Here is a 24,448-nt window from a genome sequence, read left to right on the forward strand (position 1 = left end):
CGATCCGATCCCCTGCATTCTGGACGTCGAGCACAACGCGACCGAAATCAGCCTCGCCGAGAACGCGATACGCACGAATATGCATCCCGCCGACGAGTACGAGGCCTTTGCCGAGCTGCACAACGAGCAAGGCATGAGCGCCGAGGACATCGGGGCGCGGTTCGGCGTCACCGCCTCCGTCGTGCGGCAACGTCTCAAGCTCGGGGCCGTCAGCCCGGCGCTTCTCAAACTCTACCGGGAAGGCGAGATGAATCTCGAGCAACTGACCGCCTTCACCATCACCGACGATCACGCACGGCAGGAACAGGTTTGGGCCGGTCTCGGTTACGATCCTAGCCGTCGTGCGATCCTCAGAGCCCTTACCGAAGGTCAAATATCCGCCGATGACCGCAGGGTTACTTTCGTCGGCGTTGATGTCTATGAGGCGGCAGGCGGGAAGGTCATCCATGACCTGTTCGAAGAGGATGGCGGCTATCTTGCCGATACGGCCCTGCTCAATCGCCTCGTCCGCGAGAAGCTTCAGAAGGCCGCCGAGGCCGTGATGGCCGAGGGCTGGAAATGGGGCGTGGTCGACCCGGAATTCGACTACCAACGCGTCGCCTCGCTGAGCGCCCTCAACACCGCTCCGAGAGAGCTGAGCGATGATGATCAGAAAACGCTCGACAGCCTGCAAGAGCAATTGCAGGCGCTTTACGACGAGGCCGAACAGGACGAACCGTCAGCGGAGACCTACGCCGAGATCGAACGCCTTGAGGCCGAGGCAGCCCCGCTCACCGAAGAAGTGTTCGCCACCGCGGATATCGCCCGCGCCGGAGCGTTTGTGTCGCTCGGCCCAGACGGAGACGTCCGTATCATGCGTGGCTATCTCCGGCCCGAAGATAAGGGAGAGGCGGGCGACGGGGGACGCCCGGCAGACAAGACGGCGGGCGATGGCAAGGCCAGTCTGTCGGCAGCCTTGGTCGCCGAGCTTACCGCCCACCGCACCATGGCGCTGCGCAACGACCTCGCCCAGTCGCCAGAACTGGCCCTGATCGCGGTGACCCACGCGCTTGTAGCCGCAACTTTCTACCGGGGGGAGGCGCTTTCCTGTCTGGAGATCATCGCCAAACACAACTCCCTCGTGTCATGCGCCTCGCATATAGAAGAGAGTACAGCCGGGAAAGCCATCGCAGAACGACATCAGGCTTGGGCCGCGCGATTGCCAAACGAGGGTGCCGACCTCTGGCTGTTTGTCGCTTCGCTTCCGATGGAGGCTCTTCTTGATCTCTTGGCCCATTGCGCCTCGCTGTCGCTCGACGCCGTCAAACGTCCGGGGTCAGACGGACGCGCACTATCTCATGCCGACCAATTGGCGCATGCCATGCCGCACGCCATGAGCCGCTACTGGCAGCCGACCGCCGCCAACTATCTGGGCCGCGTGAGCAAGGAGCTGATCATGGAGGCCGTGCGGGAAGGCGCAGGCGAGGACGCCGCCCGGCAGATATCCAGCTTGAAGAAGCAGGCCATGGCCCTTCGGGCCGAGGAACTCTTGGTCGGCAAGGGCTGGCTACCGGCGGTGCTCATGGTGTCTGCCAAGGGAGACGTCCAACTCGCGGCTTGAGATTGGCAAAAGCAGGTGAAGGGGGGCCGCGCCTCGCGCGGCCCTTTTCCGTGCGCTTACCGGTGTCGGAGCTTGCGCCTGCCGCCGGATCGCCGCCCGAACTCACACCTTGCAGGAATGACGTTCAGCCCTGGCGCGTTGCCAGCCGCCGCAGCCTACTTTCGCTGGCGCATTCCATCTGCCCTCCCGAATTTTACAAAGGCGACGGGACGATGGTTCTTGCTCAGACTCTCCTTCGCGTTCGCCGCGTCAGCAACTTGCAGCCGGAAGGATCGGGAGACCATGCCGACGGGGCGGCGCCCATCAACGCGCCTCGCTTCCGCGCCGGATGAAGAATCCGGCTTGTGCAGCTGCGGCCCGCGCAAGCGCGGCTAAAGGCGTTTGACGGTCGCCTTAGACCCCCCTCGGCTCTTCACTCCCGACCGGCCGCAAGGTTGCGGACGGCAAAACAAAAACCGAAGGAGAGTAACATGACCAAGACCAACACCAACCGCCCCACGCACTTCGTCTATGTCGTCACGGGCGACGGCGACGACGCCAACTGGACGCAGATCGCAGCGGCGTGGGAACACAGGAGCGGCGACGGGATGAACTTCATCGTCCCGCCCGGCATCATGGTCTCGGGCAAGCTCGTGATCCGCGCGGCCAAGAGCGCGAATTCCGCTCAAGCCTAACGTTCACGGGAACGGCTCCGCCTCTTCGAGGCGGGGCCGTCTTTGTTTTGCAGGGATCGGGAATCGTCGAGATCCGCCGGCCCAGAATGATGAATGATCGTAGGGGCATTGTGCGGCCACGCGCGGCCTTAGTGCATCAAGGCGCGCTTGACACCCATAACGCAAGAAAATGTCCGCGAAGGGCGCGTCAATTTTCCTGCGTTCCGGGTCCCTGCCAAGCGGCCTTGACGCTGGCCGCCCGCGTCCGTCCAACACCCCTACGATCCACTCAACTCATACAGGAGGACACCGTCATGGAAACGTTCGCATCAAATCTCAATATCGCTCTAGCCGATCTCTCGCCAACCGCTGTCGCATTATTAGTGGTCGCAAATCTCATCGTCGTGTTTTTGATTGGATGCGTGATGTTCTGCTCGTTACTCGACGATTATCTCAGAGGAAGCGACTAAGACAATTTAGCTGCACTGAATAGTTCGTGAGTTGCTGGCACCGAGTAACTTACGAATTACTCGGTAGGCGTAGGAATGTTTGCGAATTACCAAACGTTGCAATGGAGGTGATGAATTTGAAGTTTTAAGTTGGCGGAGAGGTAGCGAGATGTCCTTTTGCCTAGGGCAAAAGGTCTCGTTGGGGGCCGGCCCTATATGGCCCCCAAACCCTAGGACGCATGCGCTCTGCCAAGGAAGAAAGAAACATGGGTCGCCCCAAGCAAACTGAACTTCGCGATAGGCAGCTTAACGTGAGCCTTACAGCGACGGAATACGAAAGCCTCGTAAGGCGCGCCCAGGCCGTCGGTATGCGCCCTGTCCATTTCGGCCGATCTCTGCTGATTGATAAGACGCGCACTGTCGATCCAAAGACCGAGCACCACGGCAATAATGTCGTGCGGCTCTATATTCATCAGCTTTCACGCCTCGGGAATCTATTGAACCAGATGATGCGCCATCTGCATCAGACCGGTGACCCGGTGCCTGCCGATCTCGAACCCCTGCTCAATGATATTCGCAGCGTCATCGCGCGTGGAGCGGGAAAATGATCGTCAAAATCTCCGGCTCTGGAAAATCTTTCAAGGGACTTTCCGAATATTTGACGCATGACCCGAAAGCGAGAACAGTAGAGCGCGTGGCCTGGACGCACACACACGGCCTCGCCAGCGATGACGTGTCCTCAGCCGTCAATGAGATGTATCTGACGGCCGAAAATGCCGAGCTGCTCAAACAGGAAGCCGGCGTTCGGGGTGGGGGACGTCAGACAGAAAATCCGGCCCGGCATATTAGCCTGAATTGGGACCCGCGAGATAACCCATCACAGCAGCACATGATCGCCATCGGTGAGCATTTTTTGCGCAGCATGGGATGGAGTGAGCATCAGACTATTTTCATCGCGCATAGCGACAAAACTTATAAACATGTCCACCTCGTCATCAACGAAGTGCATCCAGAAACCGGCCTGCGGCTCAACGATGACTTTGAAAAGCGGCGCGTCCAGAAATGGGCGGCTGCGTACGAGCGCGAGCAAGGGGTTATTCGTTGCGAGCAGCGTACTCTAAATCCCGAAGACCGTGAAAAGTCGATGCCACGAAATATGTGGATCGCTTTTCAGCAAAATGAGCGGGAATTTCTCAGGTCAGAAGAGCAGTTCCGGCAAAATGCCGAAGTTCTGGAATATTCGCCGGAAAAACGGATCGGCGCAGAATGGGAAATATTCAAAGATATTCAGGCCGCTGAACGAGATGCATTCTATGTTGACGGCAGAGCGCAATTCCAGGAGTTGCGCGCCTCGATTTATCGAGAGGTAAAGGAAGAATTTCGCGAAATCTGGTCTGATTATTACAAGCTCGCGAAAAATGTCAGAGATGAAAATCGCGAACTCCTGGCGGCAATAAAATCGCAGATCATAGCCGATCAGAGGGCTGTCCTTGATCCAAGGCGCGATGCCGCTTGCGCGGAGCTGAAAGAGACGCGGAATCTCGAATACCGCGAGCTCCTTGATAAGCAGGCGATTACGCGTGCTGAATTCACGGAGCGCGTGAAACTGGGTCTCGACAATGCCGAATTCTTCCACGAATTGGTAACGGCTGTCGAAACCCGGAACGAGTCACGGGCCGAGACAAAGCATGGTTTCCGTGAGGCTACGCTTGAGCTGACGCAGGATTTACGACCGGAAAAACCGGTCATGCTCCAACGTGCCGTACCACGTGAATTTGTGATTGAGACGGTGGAGTTTGGCGATGAGTTGAGCCGCGGCGAGCGCAGCGTGACCAGGAGTGTGGGGGCATTTTTTGACGCTCTCTTTATCGACCTGGTCGGCGCAGACCCGCGACCGTCGGAACCAGACCCAGATGGGTTCCGCGCGGCGGCCGAGGAAGCTGCAAAGCAAAAAACGCCGGTCGAATATCGTTCCCACGACGACGAATGGAGGGCCCGAGAGAAGTCCCTGTATGGTCGAGACTGATACAGGGATCGGGCCAGCCACGTCCGCGTCCCCATCTACCTCGGCAAAAGAAAATGGCCCGACCACCGAATTGCGAGCCCCAGCGAAAGGTGAGGGTGACGATAGTGGGGCGGCCGATAGCGCTACAATGCCGTCGTCCAACGAGGACGACAGCGAAGCGATTGCGAGCATTTTGAAGATATTCAAACGAAAGATCGCTGGGCTACGCAACCTGTCGCGCCATGAGAGGGCGCTGGCGTTCCGTATTGCCTGTGACTGGCTGTCGTCGGAGATGGCCGGTCTGCGGGAAAAGCGCGCTTACAGACGACATGGGCTTCGTATGTTGCGTCAGCAGCGGCGTCTTCAGCGTCCGACACCAGGCTGATAAAGAAGGACCGCCGCAATCATGTCCGTTGCGGACCATGTTGTCTCTGGCCTTCAAGCAGCTTTGCAACGGCCAGTATGGTGTGCTCGGTAATGCGGCGCGACTGCTCAAGATCGCCATTCGTCTCACTGGAGCGTTCCCCGCTGGGTGGAGTGTATTCCACAACGGTTGTGACGCCTCGCGGCAGACCGGAAATCCGTATGCGTCCATGCGTTGCGCGCGTGAAGGCGAGCACTTCGAGCTGTGGGGAGCCATCCCGCGCTTTCGCTGCAGGATTCGCCAATAATCCACTGGCGGCGGACGTGATAAGTGCGGCCAGCGCTTCGATAAAGCTGTGCTTCGGCGCAAGCGCGGCTAGATTCTCGATTCCAATCCCCTTGAACAGCCCATCGCTCGATAGCGCCTTGTCCGGTCGGGTTTTGCCATAGCGCTTCACGGCTTCGGCCGCCTTCACAGACTGTGGGCTCGAAAGCACTGCCGTAAGGAGCCGCGCCGCATCGAGCTCGTTAATTATTGCGGCGTGCAGCCCTCGTCCTCCTTTCGAACGCAACCCTTCTATCGCCAGCCGCCGATCCAGGTCAGTGACAGTGGCCAGCGGAAGCCCCGTCGCGCTGGTTACAGCTTTCACAAGGTCGGGTGGAGTTGGCATTTTGCGAGGAACTCTCTTTCGGAAAAAATCTGATTGAGACTCTAGGTCCTTTCGGATAGAATCCAATAGGGAATAGATGGGAACGTCTCGTAACGGAACAGTTCTACGACCTTTTTCGATTCGGTACCGCAGAATCGAATGTTACGCTTGCGGAAGGGATGAAGCGTCATGTCGATCCGCAAACGTACTTGGACTAATGCCGCTGGCATCCAAAAGGAAGGCTGGGTCGTCGACTATGTCGATCAAAAGGGAAAGCGCCGCCTCAAGACGTTTGCTCTAAAAAAGCGCGCTGACGCTTTCGAGACCATAGCCAAGAATGAGATCAGGGCAGGCATCCATACCGCGGACAGTGACAGCATCACCGTTGGCGAGGCCGGAGATCGGTGGATTGCAAAATGTACGAGTGAGGGACTAGAGCGGACGACAATCGATAGTTATCGCTCGCATGTAGATCTGCATATTAAACCGTTCCTCGGCAGAACTAAGCTGTCGCAATTGACCATTCCCATGGTCAGCGATTTCGAACGGAACCTCAGAAACGGTACCGACACCCAAGAGCCGCGGTCGCCGGCCATGGTGAAGCGCGTGCGCAGCGATCTTGGCGCGCTCCTCGCGAACGCGCAGGAAGATGGGCTTGTCGCCCGCAACGTTGTGCGCGAAATGCGCGCGAACCGCAGGCGAGGGAAGGAGCGCCAGGCCGAGCGCCGCGCGAAGCCCAAGTTGCAGGTTGGGGTAGATATCCCGACGCCGCAGGAAATCAGAGCCATCGTCGGAGCGCTGAAGGATGAATGGAGGCCTGTCCTGCTTACCGCTATTTTTGCGGGGCTGCGGGCGTCGGAACTGAGGGGGCTGCGCTGGCCGAACGTCGATATCCTGAAGCGCGAGATACACGTCCGCGAGCGCGCAGACGAATATAGCGTTCTCGGTCGCCCGAAGTCAGGCGCAGGCGAGCGCTCCGTCCCGTTACCGCCGATTGTCGTGAACACGCTTCGGGAATGGAAGCTCATATGTCCCAAGAGTGATCTTGATCTCGTGTTTCCCAGTCCCCGGGGCGGCGGGATCGTCACGCGAGATTACATCGCCAAGCGTGGTCTGATGCCCGCCCAGATTGCGGCCGGTGTGTCGCGGCAAGTGTCTAAAACCCCAGGTGGGCCCGTCGAACAGGCAAAATATCCGGGTCTTCATGCCCTCCGGCATTTCTATGCGAGTTGGTGCATCAATCGGAGGGTTGATGGCGGGCTCGAGCTTCCACCAAAGGTCGTGCAGGAACGCCTCGGTCATTCGACGATTGCGATGACGTTAGACGTTTACGGACACCTGTTCCCCCGCGACGACGACGGTGCGGAATTGGCGGCCGCCGAGCGTACGTTGCTCGGCTGAGCGCGAGCTGGACGCAACATAGACGCGACATGGCGACGATTTTCGATCTGAATTGCAAAGTTGAATTTCCGATACTATAGTGTAACTAGCGAAAAAGACTGATGTTTTTCATTTGAACTTTGAATGATGGGGCGTAGCCAAGCGGTAAGGCAGTGGATTTTGATTCCGCCATTCGGAGGTTCGATCCCTCCCGCCCCAGCCAGAAAATCGTAAATCACTGAAAACGCTCAATTATTCGACCTAGGTGGGGCGCTGAACCACAGCGTGCAACACATGACTGCTTCACGGAGCGATCGTGTCAGCCGCAACTCATCTCTATCGAAGAAAAGCCATGTACTACTGGCGACGGCGTCTTCCGAATGCGCTCGCCAACTGGTTTCATAGACGGCATCTGTTCTTAAGCTTGCAGACACCCGATCCAAATTTCGCAAGACGTTTGGTAGTGCTGCTCGATGCCAAACTGGAGGAGGTCGTGACGGCCTTCGAGCATTCGGAAATGCATCTGACACCGCCCCAAGTAGACGGCCTCCTGCGCGATGTCGTGACAAAGCATTTGAATAAGCTCGAGCGCTTGTCCGCTGCCGCGAAATCGTTCGCCGGGTTCGACGCAGCTCAGGCCGAGCGCGACGATCGCCGCGCCGCTTGGGCGTATCGCTTGCTTCATACGCAAGGATCCAACGCTGTCGTTCGCCCGACCGACGAAACACAGATGTCTGCGGAAGGTCTGACCGCGGCTGACATTGCTGCCGTCCAAGACCATTTGGCGATGCTACGCGTCAATGACCTCGTGCCCACCCGGCACGGAATTCTGCAAAATTTACTCGCCGCCAACGGTGCGCCTGCCAACGCAAGCAATTTGGCGATGGCGCAGGACGTCTATTTTCGCGGGATGTGGATGGCGCTTGCGCAATCTGAGCGGCGCTACGGTGGCAAGATCGTCGAGGCCGAGGACTTTGTCGACCGGATCCTCAAGGACAGGGTGCAGCCAGCAAATCAGGTAGCTGCGAGGCCCCTCGATTTAGTTCAACCGGCATACGTACCAGAGCCGAATGACAGTGCCGACCATGTTCAGGAGCAGGATGCTGCTGCTGTTGACGACCGGTTCAAGCCAATGGCGGACCTGCTGGCTAGGAAGCGAAGCAAGGCAGAGCGTTGGAGTGCGAAGAGTAAACAGCAGGCGACGCAGATCTTCGACTTGCTGGCGAGGTTTATGAAGGAAGAGCGCGGCATCGAGAATATGAGCGCGGTGAGGCAGAAAGATCTGGCCGCTCTGGCTAATTTTCTGGAAACTGAAATCTACAAGCACCACGGCAAGGGTAAGAACGACAAAGATCGATCGATTGCGGAAATGCGCATCATCGCGCTGTCGAAACCGGAAGAGCTTCGCGGCCTGGAGCCGGGCACGCTCAACCGCCATCTGACCTTCATCGATCAGTTATTTGATCTCGCCGAAGCCGAGGGTGTTGAGCTCGACTCCAAGCTCAAGATCACAAAGCTGCGTGTTATCAACAATACAGACGAACGCGAGCGCGACGAACGTCTGAAGTTGCCGCTTCCGAAGATCAAGAATCTGTTCAATCAGCCGCCGTTCGTAAACTGCGCCGGCTGGAATCGGCTTTCGGAAGAAGGCGTCCCTAACGAATCCCTGGTTTTTCACGGTGCGCTTTATTTCATCCCAATGCTGATGTTCTATGGCGGCGGACGGCGCGAAGAGTACTGCGGGCTGATGACGGACGACGTTATCGAGACTAACGGCGAACACCCCTACCTGCACATCGCCAAAAACAAGTTTCGTCGCATCAAGAATGCGCAGTCCAAGCGAAACATCGTCATCCATCCGGAGCTTATTAGGCTGGGATTCCTGAAGTATGTCTCGCTCATACGTTCCTTGGGATATGAACTCGTTTTCCCTGATCTGTTTTCACCAACAACTAAATCGCCATTGGGAAATCGTTACTACAAGCTGTTTAAACCGGTTCTGGTTGCAGCAGGAATTACTGAAGAGGGTTTAGGCTCTCACGCCCTTCGGCATGCGTTCGGAGCCATTTTGAAGAAGCGTGACGTGAGAGAAGAGCATCGGGCTGACCTTTTGGGTCATAGTGGAAAGTCGGAAACTTCCGAACGGTACTGCGAAGCGACCGAGATCGAGGCTATGTACAAATTGGTGTGCACGATGCCGATAGTGACCGGCCATTTGATCGCTCACCCGATCAATTTGTTTCATTGGATAAGCGAAAAGAAAACGGCGCCATTTTCACATCCCAGTCGGGCAAAGAGAACAATGTTTTCGTAAATTTTGTCGGACGGTGCGGACTATGCGCGTCTTCATCGCGCGCGTGAAACATTTCAAACTTGATGCCTATGGCGGCTTTCACTTGCCAACTGCTCCTGGCCTAGTTCCGATAGGAAGGAACATCGATATAGCCCGAGTCGTTGTCAATAAAACCATACTTGTGTGTGCCTCCCATGAAGTCTTGGTGCTTGTAACTCGCCCAAGCACCTCCTACGCCATATGTGATGAGCGCCGTCGGGACAAACCAAACCCCAAGCGTGGCGCTCTGCGAAATATGACCTAGCTCATGCATTAACTCTGTACCTCTAGATGGATTGTAACCACCTCCATCTGGAGAGAGTTCTGTGTAGATGCCTTTATTGCCGGTGACAACGTTGCCGATAGTAAAGACACTTTCTTGATTGCCTTTGTAGATCCACGCACCCTGGTCCCACTTCGGAATTGATCCTGTGATCGCGAATCCGGCAACGTGCCCAAAAGCCATATTGAACAAGGCACCGAATGCTCCTGAACTTGCCCCTCTCCGGATTCCTTCTCCCAGATCTCGCCCAGTAAAGGCAGCGTAGGCGCCTCCAGTCGCCGCTCCTCTTAGACTGGAGTTGACGGTGTAATCGAGGCTCCCCCCTAGGCCAGTATCCTTGCCGAAGATTTCAACCGAGCTCGAAAACATCAACGACGACAAGCCTCCCATCAAAAACCCTGCTGTAGCAGCTTGTCCGATGTCGCCGCCGAACAGCGCGGCGTTCGTTGAACCAGCTGCGGCTCCAGAGAATGCAAAGGCAAGCGCGTTACCGCCCAGGCCTACGCCTACCCAATAAAATGCCCCTCCTATGGCACCCATTGCCGCGCCCCGAAGAACATCTTCGATCGTTCCTCCATTTGCGGCAGCCGTTCCGGCACCAAGAATTACACCTATAATTATCGGAACAAACCAAGCAAATTGTCCATTGGGGTCGTGGTAGGTGAATGGATCCCCGTTCGCATAAACATACTTACCGGATAAGGCGCTTCCGGCCTTGAACGACTGAATAGGATCTGGGGCAAGAAACATACTTGTCACGGGATCGAAGGCGCGCTCCCGAAGCAGGTAAATTGATTCTTCGGGACTGTAGTCGGCGCCTGACATTCCAACACGCGTTTCTTTGGTGACGCCTGACCGAGAGATCGGACGTCCGAATGTCGCGAACGTCTCCAATGAGTCTGCCTTGAGCTGTCCGGGTCTCCCTATCAAGCGCATAGTTCCCAAGGCATCTGAAACAGAAATTTTCTTGTTCTCACGATCCCCTTTGTCAATGAATATCGGCCCGATCTTGAGACGAAGTCGACATTTCCCGTGAGTGCAGATTACCTCGTTGCCGAGGAATTGCATCTCGTCCTTTCCTTCGGACAAGATGGAGACGACTTTTCCTTCCGAGTCATATTTGAATTCCGTAGTCTTCCCATTCGTAGCTATTTTTTCAAGGAGTCCGCGTTCGCTATAGGTGAAGGTTCTTTGCCCTATCTTCAAAACTTTGCCGTCGGCGCGGTAATTGATCTCGTTTTCTCCGACTTTTGTTGGGCCGTCGGCGGGAGAGGCGCCGGCGTCATACTGATAGGTACCGCCGCTACTCGAGCGCACGATTCGTCCGAATGAGTCATAGGAAAACGATTCATCTTCTCGCGACGGGGTCATCTCAAAAGATGCGTCGCTGCCTGTTGACGAATTCTCAATCGCCGAGACTCGTCCAAAGTCGTCTCGTACAACTTTCGTTATCTGCTGAAGTTGCTGAATCTCACTAATTCTTCCATCAGCGTCGTAGCCATATGACTCGAGGAACAGCGGCTGGCCTTGCTCGTTTTGAACCGCTACTTTACACAGACGCGAAAGTTGATGTCCGCACTCAGAGTCGACGGGATCGTGGTACTTCAAACTAACAGATCCAAAGTCCTTAACTTTATACGATGTCGGCTGCCCTCCGGTGCTAACGCCCCCGACCGCCAGAACTTGTTCGTCGCCCTCTCGCACACTTCGCAAGAGACCGCCCTCGTATTCAAAAGTATAGTTGAGGCCAAAGCCATTGAGGCTGACGAGGCGCCCTTTCATGTCAAACGAGCGACGAAGCTTGATCCGCTCGGCACCAACTACGTATTCATCACTGGTTATATTACCCAGGGAGTCATACTCAGCTGCGCGAGCAAACTGCGCTGAAACGACGCGCGTCAGCTGTCCGCGCCCATTAGATATTCCCTCGTCATATTCGTATCTGACGTCCCCTTGCCCCACTGGCTTCGGGTTGCCGTAATCGACTTGTACCGGTCTTCCCAACAAATCATATGCCGTGAATTTGGCTACCCCTCCAACAGTCCGCGATGAGACGATGCGGCCGTTGCCGTCATATTCCATCGTCGTAGTGCCATTGTTTGTATCTTTGATTGTGCCGGGCAGACCAAGATCATTATACAATATTTCAGTATCGATGCGATCGTTGCGCGCTAGAGAAATCAGACGTCCTGCGGCGTCATATTCGAAGGTAGCTTTCGCAAGCTTACTTGCGCCTCTCAGACCTTTGCAGTTAGACGTCTTATATCTTGAGTCGCGGGCCAGAACATAAACTTCCGAAGTAGATCCATGAACTCCAATTCGTTTTCCCGAAATCTCCCCTACAGGTGAGATTCCCACTGTCTCACCCTCCCAATAACAAAATTTTTGCGAATTTTCATCAGGGTCAATAATTTCGAAGAGTCGGCCCCAAACATCGTATTTGAATATTGTTGGATTTAGCGCCTTGCCGGCGGCAACTGGACCGGAGCGTGTGGCCGGTCGGCCCGCTTCGTTGTAAGTCTGTCGCATCTCGAACCAGCGCTGGCCTGGCCCACGAGACAATATGGATACAATGCGATCCATGCCATCGCGTCGCTCATAGGTTTCCTCACCTGTTGCATCCAAGCTGTGCACCAGTTGGATGTTACCTTCTTGGGCATAGTCCCAGTTCGTCCAGCCTCCAGTAGGCAATGTCTCGCGAATTTTCCGACCAATGTTATCGTATTCATTCAGAATCGTATTTCCGTTAACATCCGAAATGCTTTTCTGAGAGCCTACAGGCCCACCGTCTAGCTCGACGCCTTCAATACCGTAGTATTCAAATCTCGTCACAAACCCCAGTGGGTTCAGAATGCTTATTAGCCAATTGCCGCTCGCATCGTACTTGTTCTTGAAAACGCCTCCTTCGGGCAGTCGCCGACATAGAAGATTGCCATATTGATCGTATGCGTACCAGCTCTTGGCCTTTCGGCCTTCTGGAGCCGCGACTATCGAAGTCAACGCGAACCGCCCGCGCGCATGCTTGATGAGATCGCCTCCGCAGGAAACGTCTTCGTCGTAGTTGTATTGAGTGGAGATCAATATTTTCCGGGTTTGCTCGTCCGATATGCTCTCGGACTTGAGGATGCCCAGTACGCCGACGCGCATGTCGTGCTCGAAGGTCCGAGCGACGGTTACCAGCGAAAAGTCTGCGTCATACCTGCGGGCAGTCGTTTCCTTTGTATTATTACCATACTCATCATATTCGAATTCTCTTTGCGTCTTTAGATAGCACCTGAAACCGTCACAGACATCGCTTTCAAGCTTCGCGGGGAGAACGACCGTACTTAAGCCCGGACGGATTAAGTAGTCGATTGTTGACGATTCTAGTTTCAGGCCTTCCTTATTGGTTGAGACGGTCGAATAGATGCGACCCTTCATAACGGCGTTAGCAGCATCGAAATCTGAATTGTTTGAGGCCCCCGTCGCGCCTTGGTGAAAGGCTATAGCCACAGTTTTTTGATCACCGTCCTCTGCTCGCGGATACTTGACGACTGCCCTCCCAAAGCCTCGGAATTCCTGATGGAGGGCGTCAAAATATCCTTCCATGAACGAGAAGGTGACCTGCGTGTCTGGTGACGTGCCACCAGCCCGGATATTGAGCCCGCTCACAACCGGATAAACACTTGGCAATAATGTTTGTGTGGAGGGATCCAACCAATCATACGAATAGACGAGTTCAAGCCCAGTTGGGAATGTGATTGATTTCAAAGTAGCTGTAACGGTCGGCTCTGATAGCCAGACCTTGAATACGCCCCCGCCAGAGTAGCAGGCTACACGCGTCTTGGCCCAGCCGGTAAAGTCACCTGCCATGCAATTAGATCCAACTGGTAGTGCAGTTGAAGGTCCCTCATGCCGAATGCTTGAGCTCCATCCTACACCAGTTGAAAAAGCTACGTTCCAATCTCCCGCGATGCCCGTATAGCATGCAATCCCAGTCTTCGTGTCTCCGTTGAAATTGCCAACGATACAATGATCACGGAGCGGCAATTTTGTCACCGGTCCATTCCGCCAAGCAGAAGTTGTCCAACTGCGTCCTGTGGAGGAGGCAACTTGCCACTCGCCGCGCTTTTCGGAAAAGCATGCAATACCTAGGCTTGTGCCGCCATTCCAGTTTCCAGCAAAGCAAGCTTGCGCGACTGCCCCCTCGAAGTCCGGGCCGTAATCCCAATTCGAGGTAAGCCAGCTGGATCCTGTCGAAATAGCGACCCGCCAATTAGTTCCGCTAGATCGGCACGCAATGCTAGTGCGTCCGCTGCCGTCAAAGTCAGCGGCCACGCAAGAGTCGACAAACGCGCCCGAAAAAGACGCTCCAGCATCCCAGATTGTCGTGCTCCAGCCTGATCCGTTGGAAAGCGAGACCTGCCATTTTCCGTTGCCAACATGGCATGCGATTGCTGCGCGCCCGTGCCCTACGAAATCACCTATTGTGCAGGAGCTACTAACGGGCGTACCTCGATTATTCCAATCAGCTACAAATGGTGAGGCTGGAGTAGCTCCGTTGGCCCAAGTCGAGAGACGCCAACCGACGCCGTTCGAAAGGGCCACTTGCCATTTTCCACCACCCGTGTAGCAAGCGATACCAGTTCTGCCTTTGCCTTCGAAGTCACCTGCGAAGCAGAAGTCGGCGATGCTCTTCTCGATTGTAATTTTTGGGCCAAATGGCGGCTGCTGTACGTCGGTGCGCAAGCCGATCGCTGGTCCCTCGCGCCATACATTGGATACTTTTTTTCGACCACTGGCTTCATCTACAAATTCGGTGTGCCATTGGTCGATGTCCGACAATCCCATCTCCCAATTGCCACCGTCGAGATAGCAAGCAAAGTCGGTCCGCCCGTGGCCTGCAAAATTCCCGGTTAGACACCGTTGCGAAAAGTTTACCGGCTTAGGACCTTCTTGCCATTCCGCTGTTGCGCCGAATTGTTCTGAAAAGTTGTATTTCATCGAGTAGCGACGAGAATGGAATCGGCTGCCCGCATTTTCGATGACTGATGCAAGGACATAGTTACCGGTTGATCGTTCCTGTGAGTATTCAAATTTGTATCGACGCAGCTCGGTGCCGAGAGATCGGACAATAAGCTCGTCAAGTAACCGCGCCCTGCTTGTTGCGAATCCGAGCTCAAAGGTGGTCGGCGTCGCGTCTATGGTTTTGTAAGATAGCGCGACTTTGAAAACTGCTTGTTGATCCCTTTTGGACCCGTACGTTACGGAGACCAGGTATGGAGAGCCATCGAGATTTTCGTAGTCAAAATCGACGATATTACCATCGCGATCTTCAATTTGATTGGCCATCCAACTGAAGATCCGTTGGTCTGCCCCGGGATCATACAACCTCGATTGTCTTGTCCTACCGAATCGAGTGACGGTTCCTTCTCGGTTGGTAAGTAGGAAGCCCCCATCGATCGATCGATCGACTTTGATAAATTTGTCATCGGAAACGAGGTTGAACACACCCGCACTTACTTCGACTAATTCCGCCGCCCCCTCCGGCGATGAAAGAACAAAACTGTTAGAATTGTAGTTGATGCCTCGGTCTCGCTTTCGCGCAATTTTTGGAATCGAAATGTCCCAGCCGTAGCCGAGTATGCCTCTTTGTCCGAAAGAGTATTGTGGATTCAATGAAAGTTTTAGGCGCGAACGAAGTGGAGGGAGCAGCAGTGGTATCTCGACTTTGGGGGTGCCATGGAAAAGATCAGGCAAAAAAGCCTCGATAGACGAATTCGTTCCAGGCGCACCCCCAGGCGTCTTTTGAGCCGCAGTCTTTGTTAGTGGATTCACTCTCGAAGAAGCTGATGAAGTGGATTCCGCATAGGCTGGGCTCAGTGAGCTCATTATCAGCGCGAAAGACAATAAAATCGAGATGAATTTCCGAAACATTGCACCCCCCGAGCCGGGCACCCAAAAAAGGGGCCGTGGTAGGTCTACTCTAGATAAATTGGACCTCCAGATTCAACCGTTATCATTCCCACGTGCAAGGCAACTGTGGCAAAATGTCTGGCTGGCGGCGCAGCATTTGTTGCCGCGGCGATCGGTCTCGTGTCATGGATTTCGAGATCCGACTGTCCACCTCGACGGTTGGGCGAAGTAACATTCCAGCAAGGGAATAATGGAGAGCGGTACAGAGTGCAGGATGATTTCACTAGGGGCCGTGAAAAAATTGATTCACGCGCCTGCGGCCGTCAATACTGGCAAAGCGACGATCCAAAAGATCAATTTAGTGGAAAGAAGTGGATCTATCTTCTCGACCAGAAAAGTCAGCGAATTTCTAACCGGCTCTATATCGAAAACCCAGATGATAGTTTACGTCTCTCCGACGAATAGAAATTTGTAGTTTGAAGTTCATGTGACGTCCCTATCAACTTCGATCACTGTTTTCAGGTCGAAAGCATGCAGGCCTTTCAATCCCGAGACTCTGAAGGATGTGCTTAGCGAGGAGGGGAGAGGCTGCGGTCGCCTTCCCGGGGTGGTCTAACTCGGTAAGCAAAGTCGTCCGCCCGCTGGATGGCGATTGGCTACCGCCCGAGGTGCCCGCGCCGAGCATATGAGCCTCGTGGGAGCTGCCGGAGAGAATGTGTCCGCCCTGGAAGTGAGCGAGAGCCGCTACTTGGCCCGGCGCCGGGGCTGGGTCTGCCGCGCTGCCCGACGTGTAGCTCGGTAGAGTCAGGAGGGCGGAGGGAAACCGTTTCCGCCGGTCTTTGGGTTCCGAGCCCTTCGGGCGCGTCCCGCGAGCGGGAGCGGCTCTCGCGAGCCGTCATCTAGAGGTTTCGATCACTAGCCGGTTGGTGGGGAGGTCTCGGCTTGCGTTAGAGTGCCGGAGTTGAGCAAAATCAAATCATTACGGTGTATTTCATTCGAAATCGACATTTCAGCGGTATGCTGAAAACGATAAAATCAGTGAAATCGCTTGATTATTTTCATTGGCGTAGCTACTTTCAGCAAATGTTGAAACCATACTCTGGAGTGAAATTCGAAAAAGAAGCCGCCCGCCGGCTGCAAGCCGTTTTGGCCGAAGTCCCGTTCCTCACCGTGGAGGCCGTCAAGCAGAACGCCATTGACCCTGATCACCGCCGGGAGCTCGACCTGATCGTTGAGGTCAAGTCGAATGGATGCCCTCAGAAGATCGTTTGCGAGTTCAAGAGCAATGGCCAGCCCCGCATCGTGCGGGCCGCGATTGACCAGCTCCGGCACTACGTAAAGCCCCTCGACAAAGGCGCGTACGGCGTCGTCATCGCGCCCTACCTGTCGCCCGCCGCGCAGGGACTTTGCCGAGAAGAGAATATTGGCTTCCTGGACTTTGAAGGCAACTGCCGTCTGGTCTTCGGGGGCGTGTTCATCGAACGCGCCGTTCCTCTCAAGCCCGCGACGGAGCGCCGCGAAATCAAATCAATCTTTGCACCAAAGTCCGCCCAGATTCTCCGTCTGCTGCTTCGCCACCCCAAACGTGCCTGGAAGGTCGCCGAACTTGCCGAACAAGCTAATGTGAGCCTCGGCCATGTCAGCAATGTCCGCCGCGCCTTGATTGACCGCGAATGGGCAAGCACCGACCGCGAAGGGCTTAGCCTCATTCACCCCGACGCGCTGCTCGATAGCTGGCGGGAGGTCTATGAAAAGCCACCGGGCCAGCAGCTTCTCTTTTACACCACCTCACACGGCAGCGCCTTGCAACAATGCCTGCCGGACGTCCTCGAAGAGGCCAACCGCAAGGGCGAGGCCATGCTGGCCTCCTTCTCGGCGGCGCAGTGGCTCGCGCCATACGCCCGTATAAGCACCAACTATTTTTACGCCGACGAGAAGGGCCTCTCGGTACTCAAAGAGCGCCTTGGTTTGTCCTCCCCGGCACGCGGTGAGAATGTTACCGTCCTGCAAGTCGAGGACGAGGGACTCTTTCGGGATTCCGTCGAGCCCGCGCCGCATGTCCGGTGCACCAGCCCAGTCCAGACCTACCTTGACCTCTACGTAGCCGGAGAGCGCGGAAGGGAAGCTGCCGAGCATCTCCGGGAGGAAAAGCTCCAATGGCAAAAGAAGTGAAGCCCGAGCCGCAGTCCGCTGCCGACTACGAAGAGCGCACCACGGCGGCCGTGAAATCCGTGCTGATCGAAATGGGCCAGATCCTCGGCAGCTTCAAGGGCAAGTTCGCAATCATCGGCGGCGCTGTACCGTGGCTCCTGCTTGAGAACGAGGACATGGCCCATGTCGGCACGCTCGATATCGACATCGCGCTCGATGCCGCCGCGCTCAAGGACGACGCCGAATACAAGGCGCTCATCGAAAGTCTAATGGAGAACGGCTACGACCAGCGCACTGAGCTCAAGAAGTTCCAGCTCGTGCGACAGGTTGACCCCAACGACGGCGGCCCGCCCATCGACGTGATCGTCGATTTCCTGATGCCGCGCCATGTCGAGCTTACCAAGAACAAGCCGGCCCTCATTGAGAATTTTGCCGTTCAGCGCGCCGACGGCGCTGATCTTGCGCTTCAGTTTTATCAGATGGTAGCGATCGACGGCTCGATGCCCGCGGGCGGCAAGAACCGCGTCGAGATCGCGATCGCCTCGATCCCGGCGCTTCTCGCCATGAAGGGCTATGCCATCCAAAACCGGCATAAGCAGAAGGACGCCTACGATATCTATTACTGCATTCGCAATTACCCCGGCGGGCCGCAGGCGCTCGCCGCGGATTGCAAGCCGCTGCTCGAGTTGGCGGAAGGCAAACAAGGCTACGCCCACATCGCCGGGAAGTTCGACAAGGAAGATGCCTACGGCCCCACGTCGGTGCGGAAGTTCGTCGAGGAAACGCATCTCCTCGGAGACCGTACTCCCGATCAATGGCAACAGGACGCTTTCGGACAGGTGCAGGCCTGGCTGAAGGCCTTGGGGCTGGTCTAGCGGGAACAAGCCCATGGCAAAAACAAGGGGCCCTTACGGCGGCCGATGGAAGAGCGGCGACACGCTCGATCAGGGTGGCCAGGCCCAGGTTATCCTGGTCGAAGACCTTATGGGACAATACCAGGGGCCCTGTGCCCTCAAGCGCGTGTTCAACGCCGAGCGTCATGAGCGCTTCCGCGACGAGGTCGAAGCGATCAAGATACTCTCGCACCCTAACATCGTGCCGCTGCTCGATCACTCCGCGCTCGATGCCGTTCCCGGGGACGACGCGCGGCAATACCTCGTCATGCCGTGCGCCAAGGGCGGCAACTTGGCCAAAGCCGTGGGCCGCTACCGGGGCAGGCTCGACGACGTGTTGACGGTCGCCATCCAGATCGCCCATGGCCTTCAGGCCGCTCACGCGGCCCGCATCATCCACCGCGACGTCAAGCCGGAGAACATCCTGTTTCCCGGCGAGGGACACGCGATTTGGGTCGCGGATTTCGGCATCTGCCTTATCCAGGCGCGCGAGCAGCGCAACACCCGAGACGGCGAAGTGGTGGGCCCCGCGGTGTTCATGGCGCCGGAACTTGAGGACGGCGGTCAACTGGCCGTCACCCCCGATGCCGACATCTACTCGCTGGGCAAAGTCATCTATTACATGATCACGGGCGGCGTGCGCATGCCGCGTGAGCGTCTACATGAAGAGGCATACGCCGCGCCCTTTGCGGCAGGCGGCCGGCTGCTCCGGATAAAGATTCTGTTGAGCCAGATGATCTGCGCCCGTCCCTATCGCATCCAAACCATGCCTGAGGTCATCCGCAGGCTTGAATCCATTGCCGCCGAGGCCGCTTCCGAGCCGCCCCATGCCTTCAATACGGCTGCGATCGACCGTCTCAAGCAGGCCGCGCTTGCCGACCGCTCGCGTGTCCAGGACCAAGCGGACGAAGAGAAGCGGCGTCAGGCGTGGTTCAATGATGTCCACATGGACATTCTCGCGTTGGTGCATGGCGAGCTCGCCGCTCATGCGGCGCGGCTGACCGAGCCGGGCCTGATCAAATCCGGCGCGCAGCCTTTCAATCCGCGCGGCGCAACTGTGATGGGCCGGGTCTCAAAATCCCAGGCGCTGGATGGCCACGAGATCACGTTTCAGCACGAGGGCGCGCACGAACGCATCACGGCGCTGCAATTTGCGTTCTACCGCAAAGCCATCGTCGCCCCGGCCGGTCAGCCGCCAAAAGAGCCGGTCGGCATCTGGCTCACGCTTCAGATCCGCGAACCGGACAACCGGCCTGTCCAGCGCTGCCACGCCTTCGTCAATCGAACCCAGCAGGGTCGGGGCCGCTTTGCTTACGCCATCGCCAACGAGCCCGCACGATTTGAGCTTAATATTTCCGAGTGGCCAGACAAGGCCGACGATTTGCGGGCGTTCGTGCAGAACGCGCTTGAGGCCTTCCCCGAGCTGATCCGCGGCGGCCTGCAGCAGTTCGTTATGTTTGAGTTCAACAACAAACCACGACGGCGTTAAGCTTGCGCCACTTGGGAAACATCCTGCAAGAATGACAAGTGCTACGGGGGCGAAGACCGCGAAACCGAAAAATGTAAGCAAGGCGGAGAAGAATGCCCTGCTTACAAAAACCGTTGTCGTTGACAGCAATTCGATCGGTAGCCGGTGGACTGTGCAGGACCTTAATCGTCTTGCACGTTTGATCGCGCTTATCGCCATGGGTCAAGCATTGCATGCGGCAAAGATCATCGAAGACCTCTCGCCGACCTCGTCTGCCATCACTGCCGCCAGTTTGACCGAAGCGGCTAGAAGGCAGCTTCGAATTACCGGCAAGACCGACGATCAAAGAGATGCGTCACGGTGGCGTCGGGATGGGTTTCTTTTTGAAGCGATCTCCTGGATTGCGGCTCGTCAAGGCGGAAAGTCGCGGGTTTACATGAAAGATCCACACATCAAATCGACGACCCAGGGCATCGACGGTTTGATGATTGAATTGGCGGCTTCCGCGCCTGAAATTACTTCTGCAACGATTTTCGAAGACAAATGCTCTGAAAATCCGAGAGCCATCTTTCGTCAAGACGTGATGAAAGCATTCGGTGATCATCACAAGAATCTTCGCGGCCCGGAACTTGTGTCCGGCGCGTCCGCATTGATCGAGAAAAGCGGTATTGACGGGACAGCGGCTGTTCAGGCCGCTTCGCGCGTGCTCGACCTTGCGTATCGCCGTTACCGAGCATCGCTTGCAGTAAATACCGAGTATGATTCTGAAAAGGGGCGGGTCGCACTATTTAAGGGCTACGATAAGCTCAATGGTATTACCGCGCAGCAGCGGATTGGTGCGACCTTCGTCATAGACGGAGACTTGCGAGATTGGTTTGATAGTCTTGCCAAGCGAGCCATGACAGCTTTGGATGAGATGGCAAAGGAGAGCGGCGGTGTTTGATCCCGTAACCTCCGCGATGCTGCGCTCGGCACCGAGCCTGCCTGATCTCGACTCGCAGGACCTACCCCGCAGGCTCACTCGCCACTACGCCCAATTGATGTCTCAGCGCTTACGGGGCGGAGGTGGGAGCGAGCCAAGCGGCACGGACGAATGGCCCCTTGAAAGGATAGCGGACACATATGAGCTAATCACATCTGTACACGACGATGCGAGCATTCGCCGTGCATCCGCATTCGTTGCCGGAACGGCGCAGCAGATACTTGCTCGGAAACCGCCTCCGGAAGAGGCAACACTGAGACCGTTTGTCGATCGCGATCAAGTGGACCCGACTATAGCAGCGGCATTGCTGTTTCTTGCGGCCGAACAATACGCAGACGCTTACGAAGCAGCGACACTGATCGGAAATGAGCCGCGAGATCAGCTCTACGAAGCAAGAATTCTTGCCGACAACGTCCGGGATTTGGCTCGCGGCGATTTGAACGCCATCATCGCTCGCGCCTCGCGCTGGCGTCGGCCGGATAGTATCACGATAGAGCTTCAGCGGAGAGCCTTGAGAGTCTTGCTGGAAGCTCTCATTGCTGGAATCGAGCTGCTTGCGTCACAGCTACTTTCGGTGCCGGTGCCCGATGCCACCGGCGGCCGTTTTGACAGCGCGGAGGAGGCGTTCCGCCGGGTCCTTAAGCTATCGTCACACTCGGCCGAAGGCGATGAGATGATGGCAGGTGAGCTGTTCACGACTTATGCCGGTCCACGTCATCTTGCTTCTTTGCTCTTGTCCGCATCCGACGGAGTGAGCGAAGCGGCGCTGACCAAGCTCAAGCCGCCGGGAGGCGCCGACACCAAATTTTGGAAGAAGTGGCTCCGGCACCGGGCCGACAACGCTCCGTATGTCTGGCCCAATCACCGCGAGGCGATCAACAAGAACTTCTACGAGAGTGGCAGGTCAGCGGTTGTCGTGCTACCGACCGGTGCAGGCAAAACCACGGTGTCCTCTTTGAAGATCGCCGGAACTCTCGCTAAGAAGAAGAAGGTAGTGTTCCTTGCGCCCACACATGCGTTGGTCGAGCAATTGACGCGTGATTTGCAATCAATGTTTCCGAAGGATTTACTTGGTTCGGTCGTTTCGAGCGATTTCGATTTGCTGATGCTGTCGGATACGCAGCTCAAGGAAATCGAAGTCATGACCCCCGAGCGCTGTCTCGCGATGTTATCCTTCGCTTCCAGTGCGTTCGACGAAGTCGGTCTTCTCGTCTTCGACGAGTGCCATCTTCTAAGCCCGCAATCGGGAAAAATCCGAAGGGCGCTGGACAGCATGCTATGCGTCCTGGCCTTCAATCATGTCGTGCCCCAAGCTGACTTTTTATTTCTATCGGCGATGCTGAAGAACGCCGCAGAATTTGCGGATTGGATAGCTGAACTGACCACAAGAAGCTGCGTGCATGTCGACCTGCTTTGGAAGCCAAGCCGACAAGCGCGCGGCGTCGTGATCTATCAAGACGAGGAGCTTGTTAGCATTGAGAAGGAAGCCCTGAAAGCGCAGGCGGCTGGCGACCAGCATGCTGGCAAGCGCGCCAAGGGCCTGCGCACCGCGGCCACCAGCAAGCTGACGGTACAGCCCATGGCCATCTGGGGTTTACAGCACAACTGGCTCGTTGAAAAAAAGGTATATTGCTCGTTCACGCCGCTGCTGAACTCGCCCGTGCGATTGAGCGGAGAGCTCTCCTATGGCCGTATCCGCCTAAAGCCAAACTCAAACAGCGTTGCTGCGGCAATCGCGGCGGGCGCCGCCCGCAATGGTCTGAAGACAATCGTATTCGTAAACACCAAGCACGATGCGGTTTCTACTGCTTCAGACATCGCGACTACATTGGGAATCACCATCTCGCCGACTGTGGAGGAGCAGGCACTGTGGGATGCTATTACGTTGGAGCTCGGCGACGTAAAGCATTCACTTCTCAATGGTGCAGCGGCCGCCGTTCCGCATAATGCATCGATGCTTCGTCTCGAGCGAGAACTAGCTGAAGGGATGTTTCGCCGAGCCGACGGCGCGACCGTCATAGTTGCCACGCCAACGCTTGCTCAAGGACTGAACCTTCCGGCTCAGCTGGCCATTCTGGCTGGTGACAAGCGGGCATCGGAAGAGAAGGGTCGGGAAAATTTGGAAGCGCACGAGATTCTCAATGCCGCGGCAAGAGCGGGCCGTGCCGGTCACTTAGCAAACGGTGTCGTCTTGCTGATACCGGAGCCGATAATCGCCTTCACTAAGGGGAAGAACCTGAAGAAGGACGTAATCAACAAACTGCGGGCGGTACTGCCGGAGAACGATCGCTGCGTGACCATCTCAGACCCACTGGAAGTGGTGCTAGATCGTCTCGCGAATGGAGAAATATTGGACCTTGATGTTCGCTATACGATTAACCGTATGGCTCTATTACGGGAAGCGGACGGCGAGGATCACGAGCCGTCGATGTTTGATTTCAATCGATCGCTCGCAGCCTATGCTGCCCGCAAAGCCACCGAAGAACAGGAGTTCGATGATAAGGTGGCGTTGATGAAGAAGGCTATCGAAGAGGATGTGGAGGACGGCACTGATGCGGCGGTATTCGCCCTCGCGTCAAAGAGCGGCCTCCCCATAGACGTCCTGGTGCGGCTGAGAAAACGTATCACCGATCAGATAGGTGGCTTGCCAACGTCCATTCGTAAATGGATCGTTTGGGTTTTCACTTGGCTGAAGGAAGACGAAGAGGCTCGCGCATTGCTGCTTACTGACGTAGCTGGAGCTGCGAGAGCCGCTACGGGACGTAAGAAGGCAGGCCCTGTTGACGAGGACGTGCTCGCGGAGGTCCGGCAAGCAATCACCGGCTGGGTGAGAGGTAAGACCGTTGCTGAAATTGAAGTCATATTGGGAGGCGATCCGGACAGTTCTTCCGCGACGGCCCGGACATGCCCTCGCTCTCGCGAGTTGATTGGATCCGTTATTCCGCGGGCAATATCGTTTGTTCTTAGTATCGTTTCGTACACGGTGCTGGATCTTGATCCATTTGGCGACCAGGACGACTTGGAGCGTGAGGTCGTTGAAAGTCTTTCTACAGCAGTTCGGCTAGGCTTCGATGATGTCGAAAAGCTAAAGTTTGCCGCCGAACACCCTGAAATTTTGGGGCGCGTCCAAGCTCATCTAGCTTGGTTTAGCCGATAGTGGAGTGCCTGCGGTCGTGTTGTAAAACCTCTTTATGTGACCGCCACATCCGGAGCGCCTCGTCTCTACTCCTGTAGGTTTTGCGTTCCGTCCTTTCGGTCTTGAGCGGCAAGAAGGTCTCTATTCGCCGCAGCATTTTACCAGACGATACCGGAATGGTCATGCTGTAGACCTACCCGGTCTCTCC

At 56.2% G+C, this 24,448-nt stretch carries 15 protein-coding genes, 1 tRNA gene and 1 pseudogene; 14 read left to right on the forward strand and 3 right to left on the reverse strand.

Annotated elements, in window-relative coordinates; genetic code table 11:
- Window positions 1-79: 79 nt before the first annotated feature.
- The 5 genes from ACP2YP_RS11260 (at window position 80) to ACP2YP_RS11280 (ending at window position 5,092) form a co-directional block, all read left to right on the forward strand.
- The gene (locus ACP2YP_RS11260) at window positions 80-1,600 is read left to right on the forward strand and encodes a ParB/RepB/Spo0J family partition protein (protein ID WP_426426487.1); all 1,521 of its coding nucleotides are present in this window, start codon (window positions 80-82) and stop codon (window positions 1,598-1,600) included.
- Between the two features lie 470 nt (window positions 1,601-2,070).
- Complete coding sequence (locus ACP2YP_RS11265; RefSeq protein ID WP_426424190.1) at window positions 2,071-2,274, forward strand: hypothetical protein; 204 nt, start codon at window positions 2,071-2,073, stop codon at window positions 2,272-2,274.
- 694 nt (window positions 2,275-2,968) lie between these two features.
- On the forward strand, window positions 2,969-3,310 hold the full coding sequence (locus ACP2YP_RS11270; RefSeq protein ID WP_426424191.1) for a plasmid mobilization protein: 342 nt from the start codon (window positions 2,969-2,971) through the stop codon (window positions 3,308-3,310).
- Entirely contained in the window at window positions 3,307-4,728 is a 1,422-nt protein-coding gene (locus tag ACP2YP_RS11275; RefSeq protein WP_426424192.1) for a relaxase/mobilization nuclease domain-containing protein, read from the forward strand. Before ACP2YP_RS11270 ends, ACP2YP_RS11275 begins: the two co-directional genes overlap by 4 nt.
- 127 nt (window positions 4,729-4,855) lie before the next feature.
- Complete coding sequence (locus ACP2YP_RS11280; protein ID WP_426424193.1) at window positions 4,856-5,092, forward strand: hypothetical protein; 237 nt, start codon at window positions 4,856-4,858, stop codon at window positions 5,090-5,092.
- A 19-nt stretch (window positions 5,093-5,111) separates the two neighbouring features.
- Here the strand turns inward: ACP2YP_RS11280 and ACP2YP_RS11285 are convergent, their stop codons facing one another.
- The gene (locus ACP2YP_RS11285; protein ID WP_426424194.1) at window positions 5,112-5,528 is read right to left on the reverse strand and encodes a hypothetical protein; all 417 of its coding nucleotides are present in this window, start codon (window positions 5,526-5,528) and stop codon (window positions 5,112-5,114) included.
- 381 nt (window positions 5,529-5,909) lie between these two features.
- On the opposite strand from ACP2YP_RS11285, the gene ACP2YP_RS11290 reads away from it, so the two are divergent.
- The 3 genes from ACP2YP_RS11290 (at window position 5,910) to ACP2YP_RS11300 (ending at window position 9,414) form a co-directional block, all read left to right on the forward strand.
- A complete protein-coding gene (locus ACP2YP_RS11290) occupies window positions 5,910-7,121 on the forward strand; it encodes a tyrosine-type recombinase/integrase (RefSeq protein WP_426424195.1) in 1,212 nt (403 codons plus the stop codon).
- Window positions 7,122-7,248: 127 nt separating this feature from the next.
- A tRNA-Gln gene (locus ACP2YP_RS11295) sits at window positions 7,249-7,323 on the forward strand.
- 129 nt (window positions 7,324-7,452) lie between these two features.
- Complete coding sequence (locus ACP2YP_RS11300) at window positions 7,453-9,414, forward strand: DUF6538 domain-containing protein (protein ID WP_426424196.1); 1,962 nt, start codon at window positions 7,453-7,455, stop codon at window positions 9,412-9,414.
- 100 nt (window positions 9,415-9,514) lie between these two features.
- Here the strand turns inward: ACP2YP_RS11300 and ACP2YP_RS11305 are convergent, their stop codons facing one another.
- Window positions 9,515-15,631: a SpvB/TcaC N-terminal domain-containing protein gene (locus tag ACP2YP_RS11305; protein WP_426424197.1), complete on the reverse strand. Its 6,117-nt coding sequence runs from the start codon at window positions 15,629-15,631 to the stop codon at window positions 9,515-9,517.
- 246 nt (window positions 15,632-15,877) lie between these two features.
- On the opposite strand from ACP2YP_RS11305, the gene ACP2YP_RS11310 reads away from it, so the two are divergent.
- The 6 genes from ACP2YP_RS11310 to ACP2YP_RS11335 all read left to right on the forward strand — a co-directional run bounded on the left by ACP2YP_RS11310 (window position 15,878) and on the right by ACP2YP_RS11335 (window position 24,261).
- Complete coding sequence (locus ACP2YP_RS11310) at window positions 15,878-16,075, forward strand: hypothetical protein (protein ID WP_426424198.1); 198 nt, start codon at window positions 15,878-15,880, stop codon at window positions 16,073-16,075.
- 573 nt (window positions 16,076-16,648) lie between these two features.
- Window positions 16,649-17,782 (forward strand): type IV toxin-antitoxin system AbiEi family antitoxin, encoded by a 1,134-nt coding sequence (locus ACP2YP_RS11315; protein ID WP_426424199.1) that lies wholly within the window; start codon window positions 16,649-16,651, stop codon window positions 17,780-17,782.
- Window positions 17,767-18,636 (forward strand): hypothetical protein, encoded by an 870-nt coding sequence (locus tag ACP2YP_RS11320; protein ID WP_426424200.1) that lies wholly within the window; start codon window positions 17,767-17,769, stop codon window positions 18,634-18,636. The genes ACP2YP_RS11315 and ACP2YP_RS11320 overlap by 16 nt, the downstream gene beginning before the upstream one ends.
- A 109-nt stretch (window positions 18,637-18,745) precedes the next feature.
- Window positions 18,746-20,143, forward strand: coding sequence for a protein kinase domain-containing protein (locus ACP2YP_RS11325; RefSeq protein WP_426424201.1), 1,398 nt, complete (start codon window positions 18,746-18,748; stop codon window positions 20,141-20,143).
- A 31-nt stretch (window positions 20,144-20,174) separates the two neighbouring features.
- On the forward strand, window positions 20,175-21,065 hold the full coding sequence (locus ACP2YP_RS11330; RefSeq protein ID WP_426424202.1) for a hypothetical protein: 891 nt from the start codon (window positions 20,175-20,177) through the stop codon (window positions 21,063-21,065).
- Window positions 21,058-24,261, forward strand: coding sequence for a DEAD/DEAH box helicase (locus ACP2YP_RS11335; protein ID WP_426424203.1), 3,204 nt, complete (start codon window positions 21,058-21,060; stop codon window positions 24,259-24,261). Before ACP2YP_RS11330 ends, ACP2YP_RS11335 begins: the two co-directional genes overlap by 8 nt.
- On the opposite strand, the pseudogene ACP2YP_RS11340 reads toward ACP2YP_RS11335, so the two are convergent.
- Window positions 24,251-24,376, reverse strand: a pseudogene (locus tag ACP2YP_RS11340) (IS3 family transposase); the annotation flags it as partial. The gene ACP2YP_RS11335 and the pseudogene ACP2YP_RS11340 overlap by 11 nt on opposite strands.
- Window positions 24,377-24,448: the final 72 nt, after the last annotated feature.

Source organism: Bradyrhizobium genosp. A (genome assembly GCF_049949275.1).
In the GTDB taxonomy this organism is placed as follows: Bacteria; Pseudomonadota; Alphaproteobacteria; order Rhizobiales; family Xanthobacteraceae; genus Bradyrhizobium.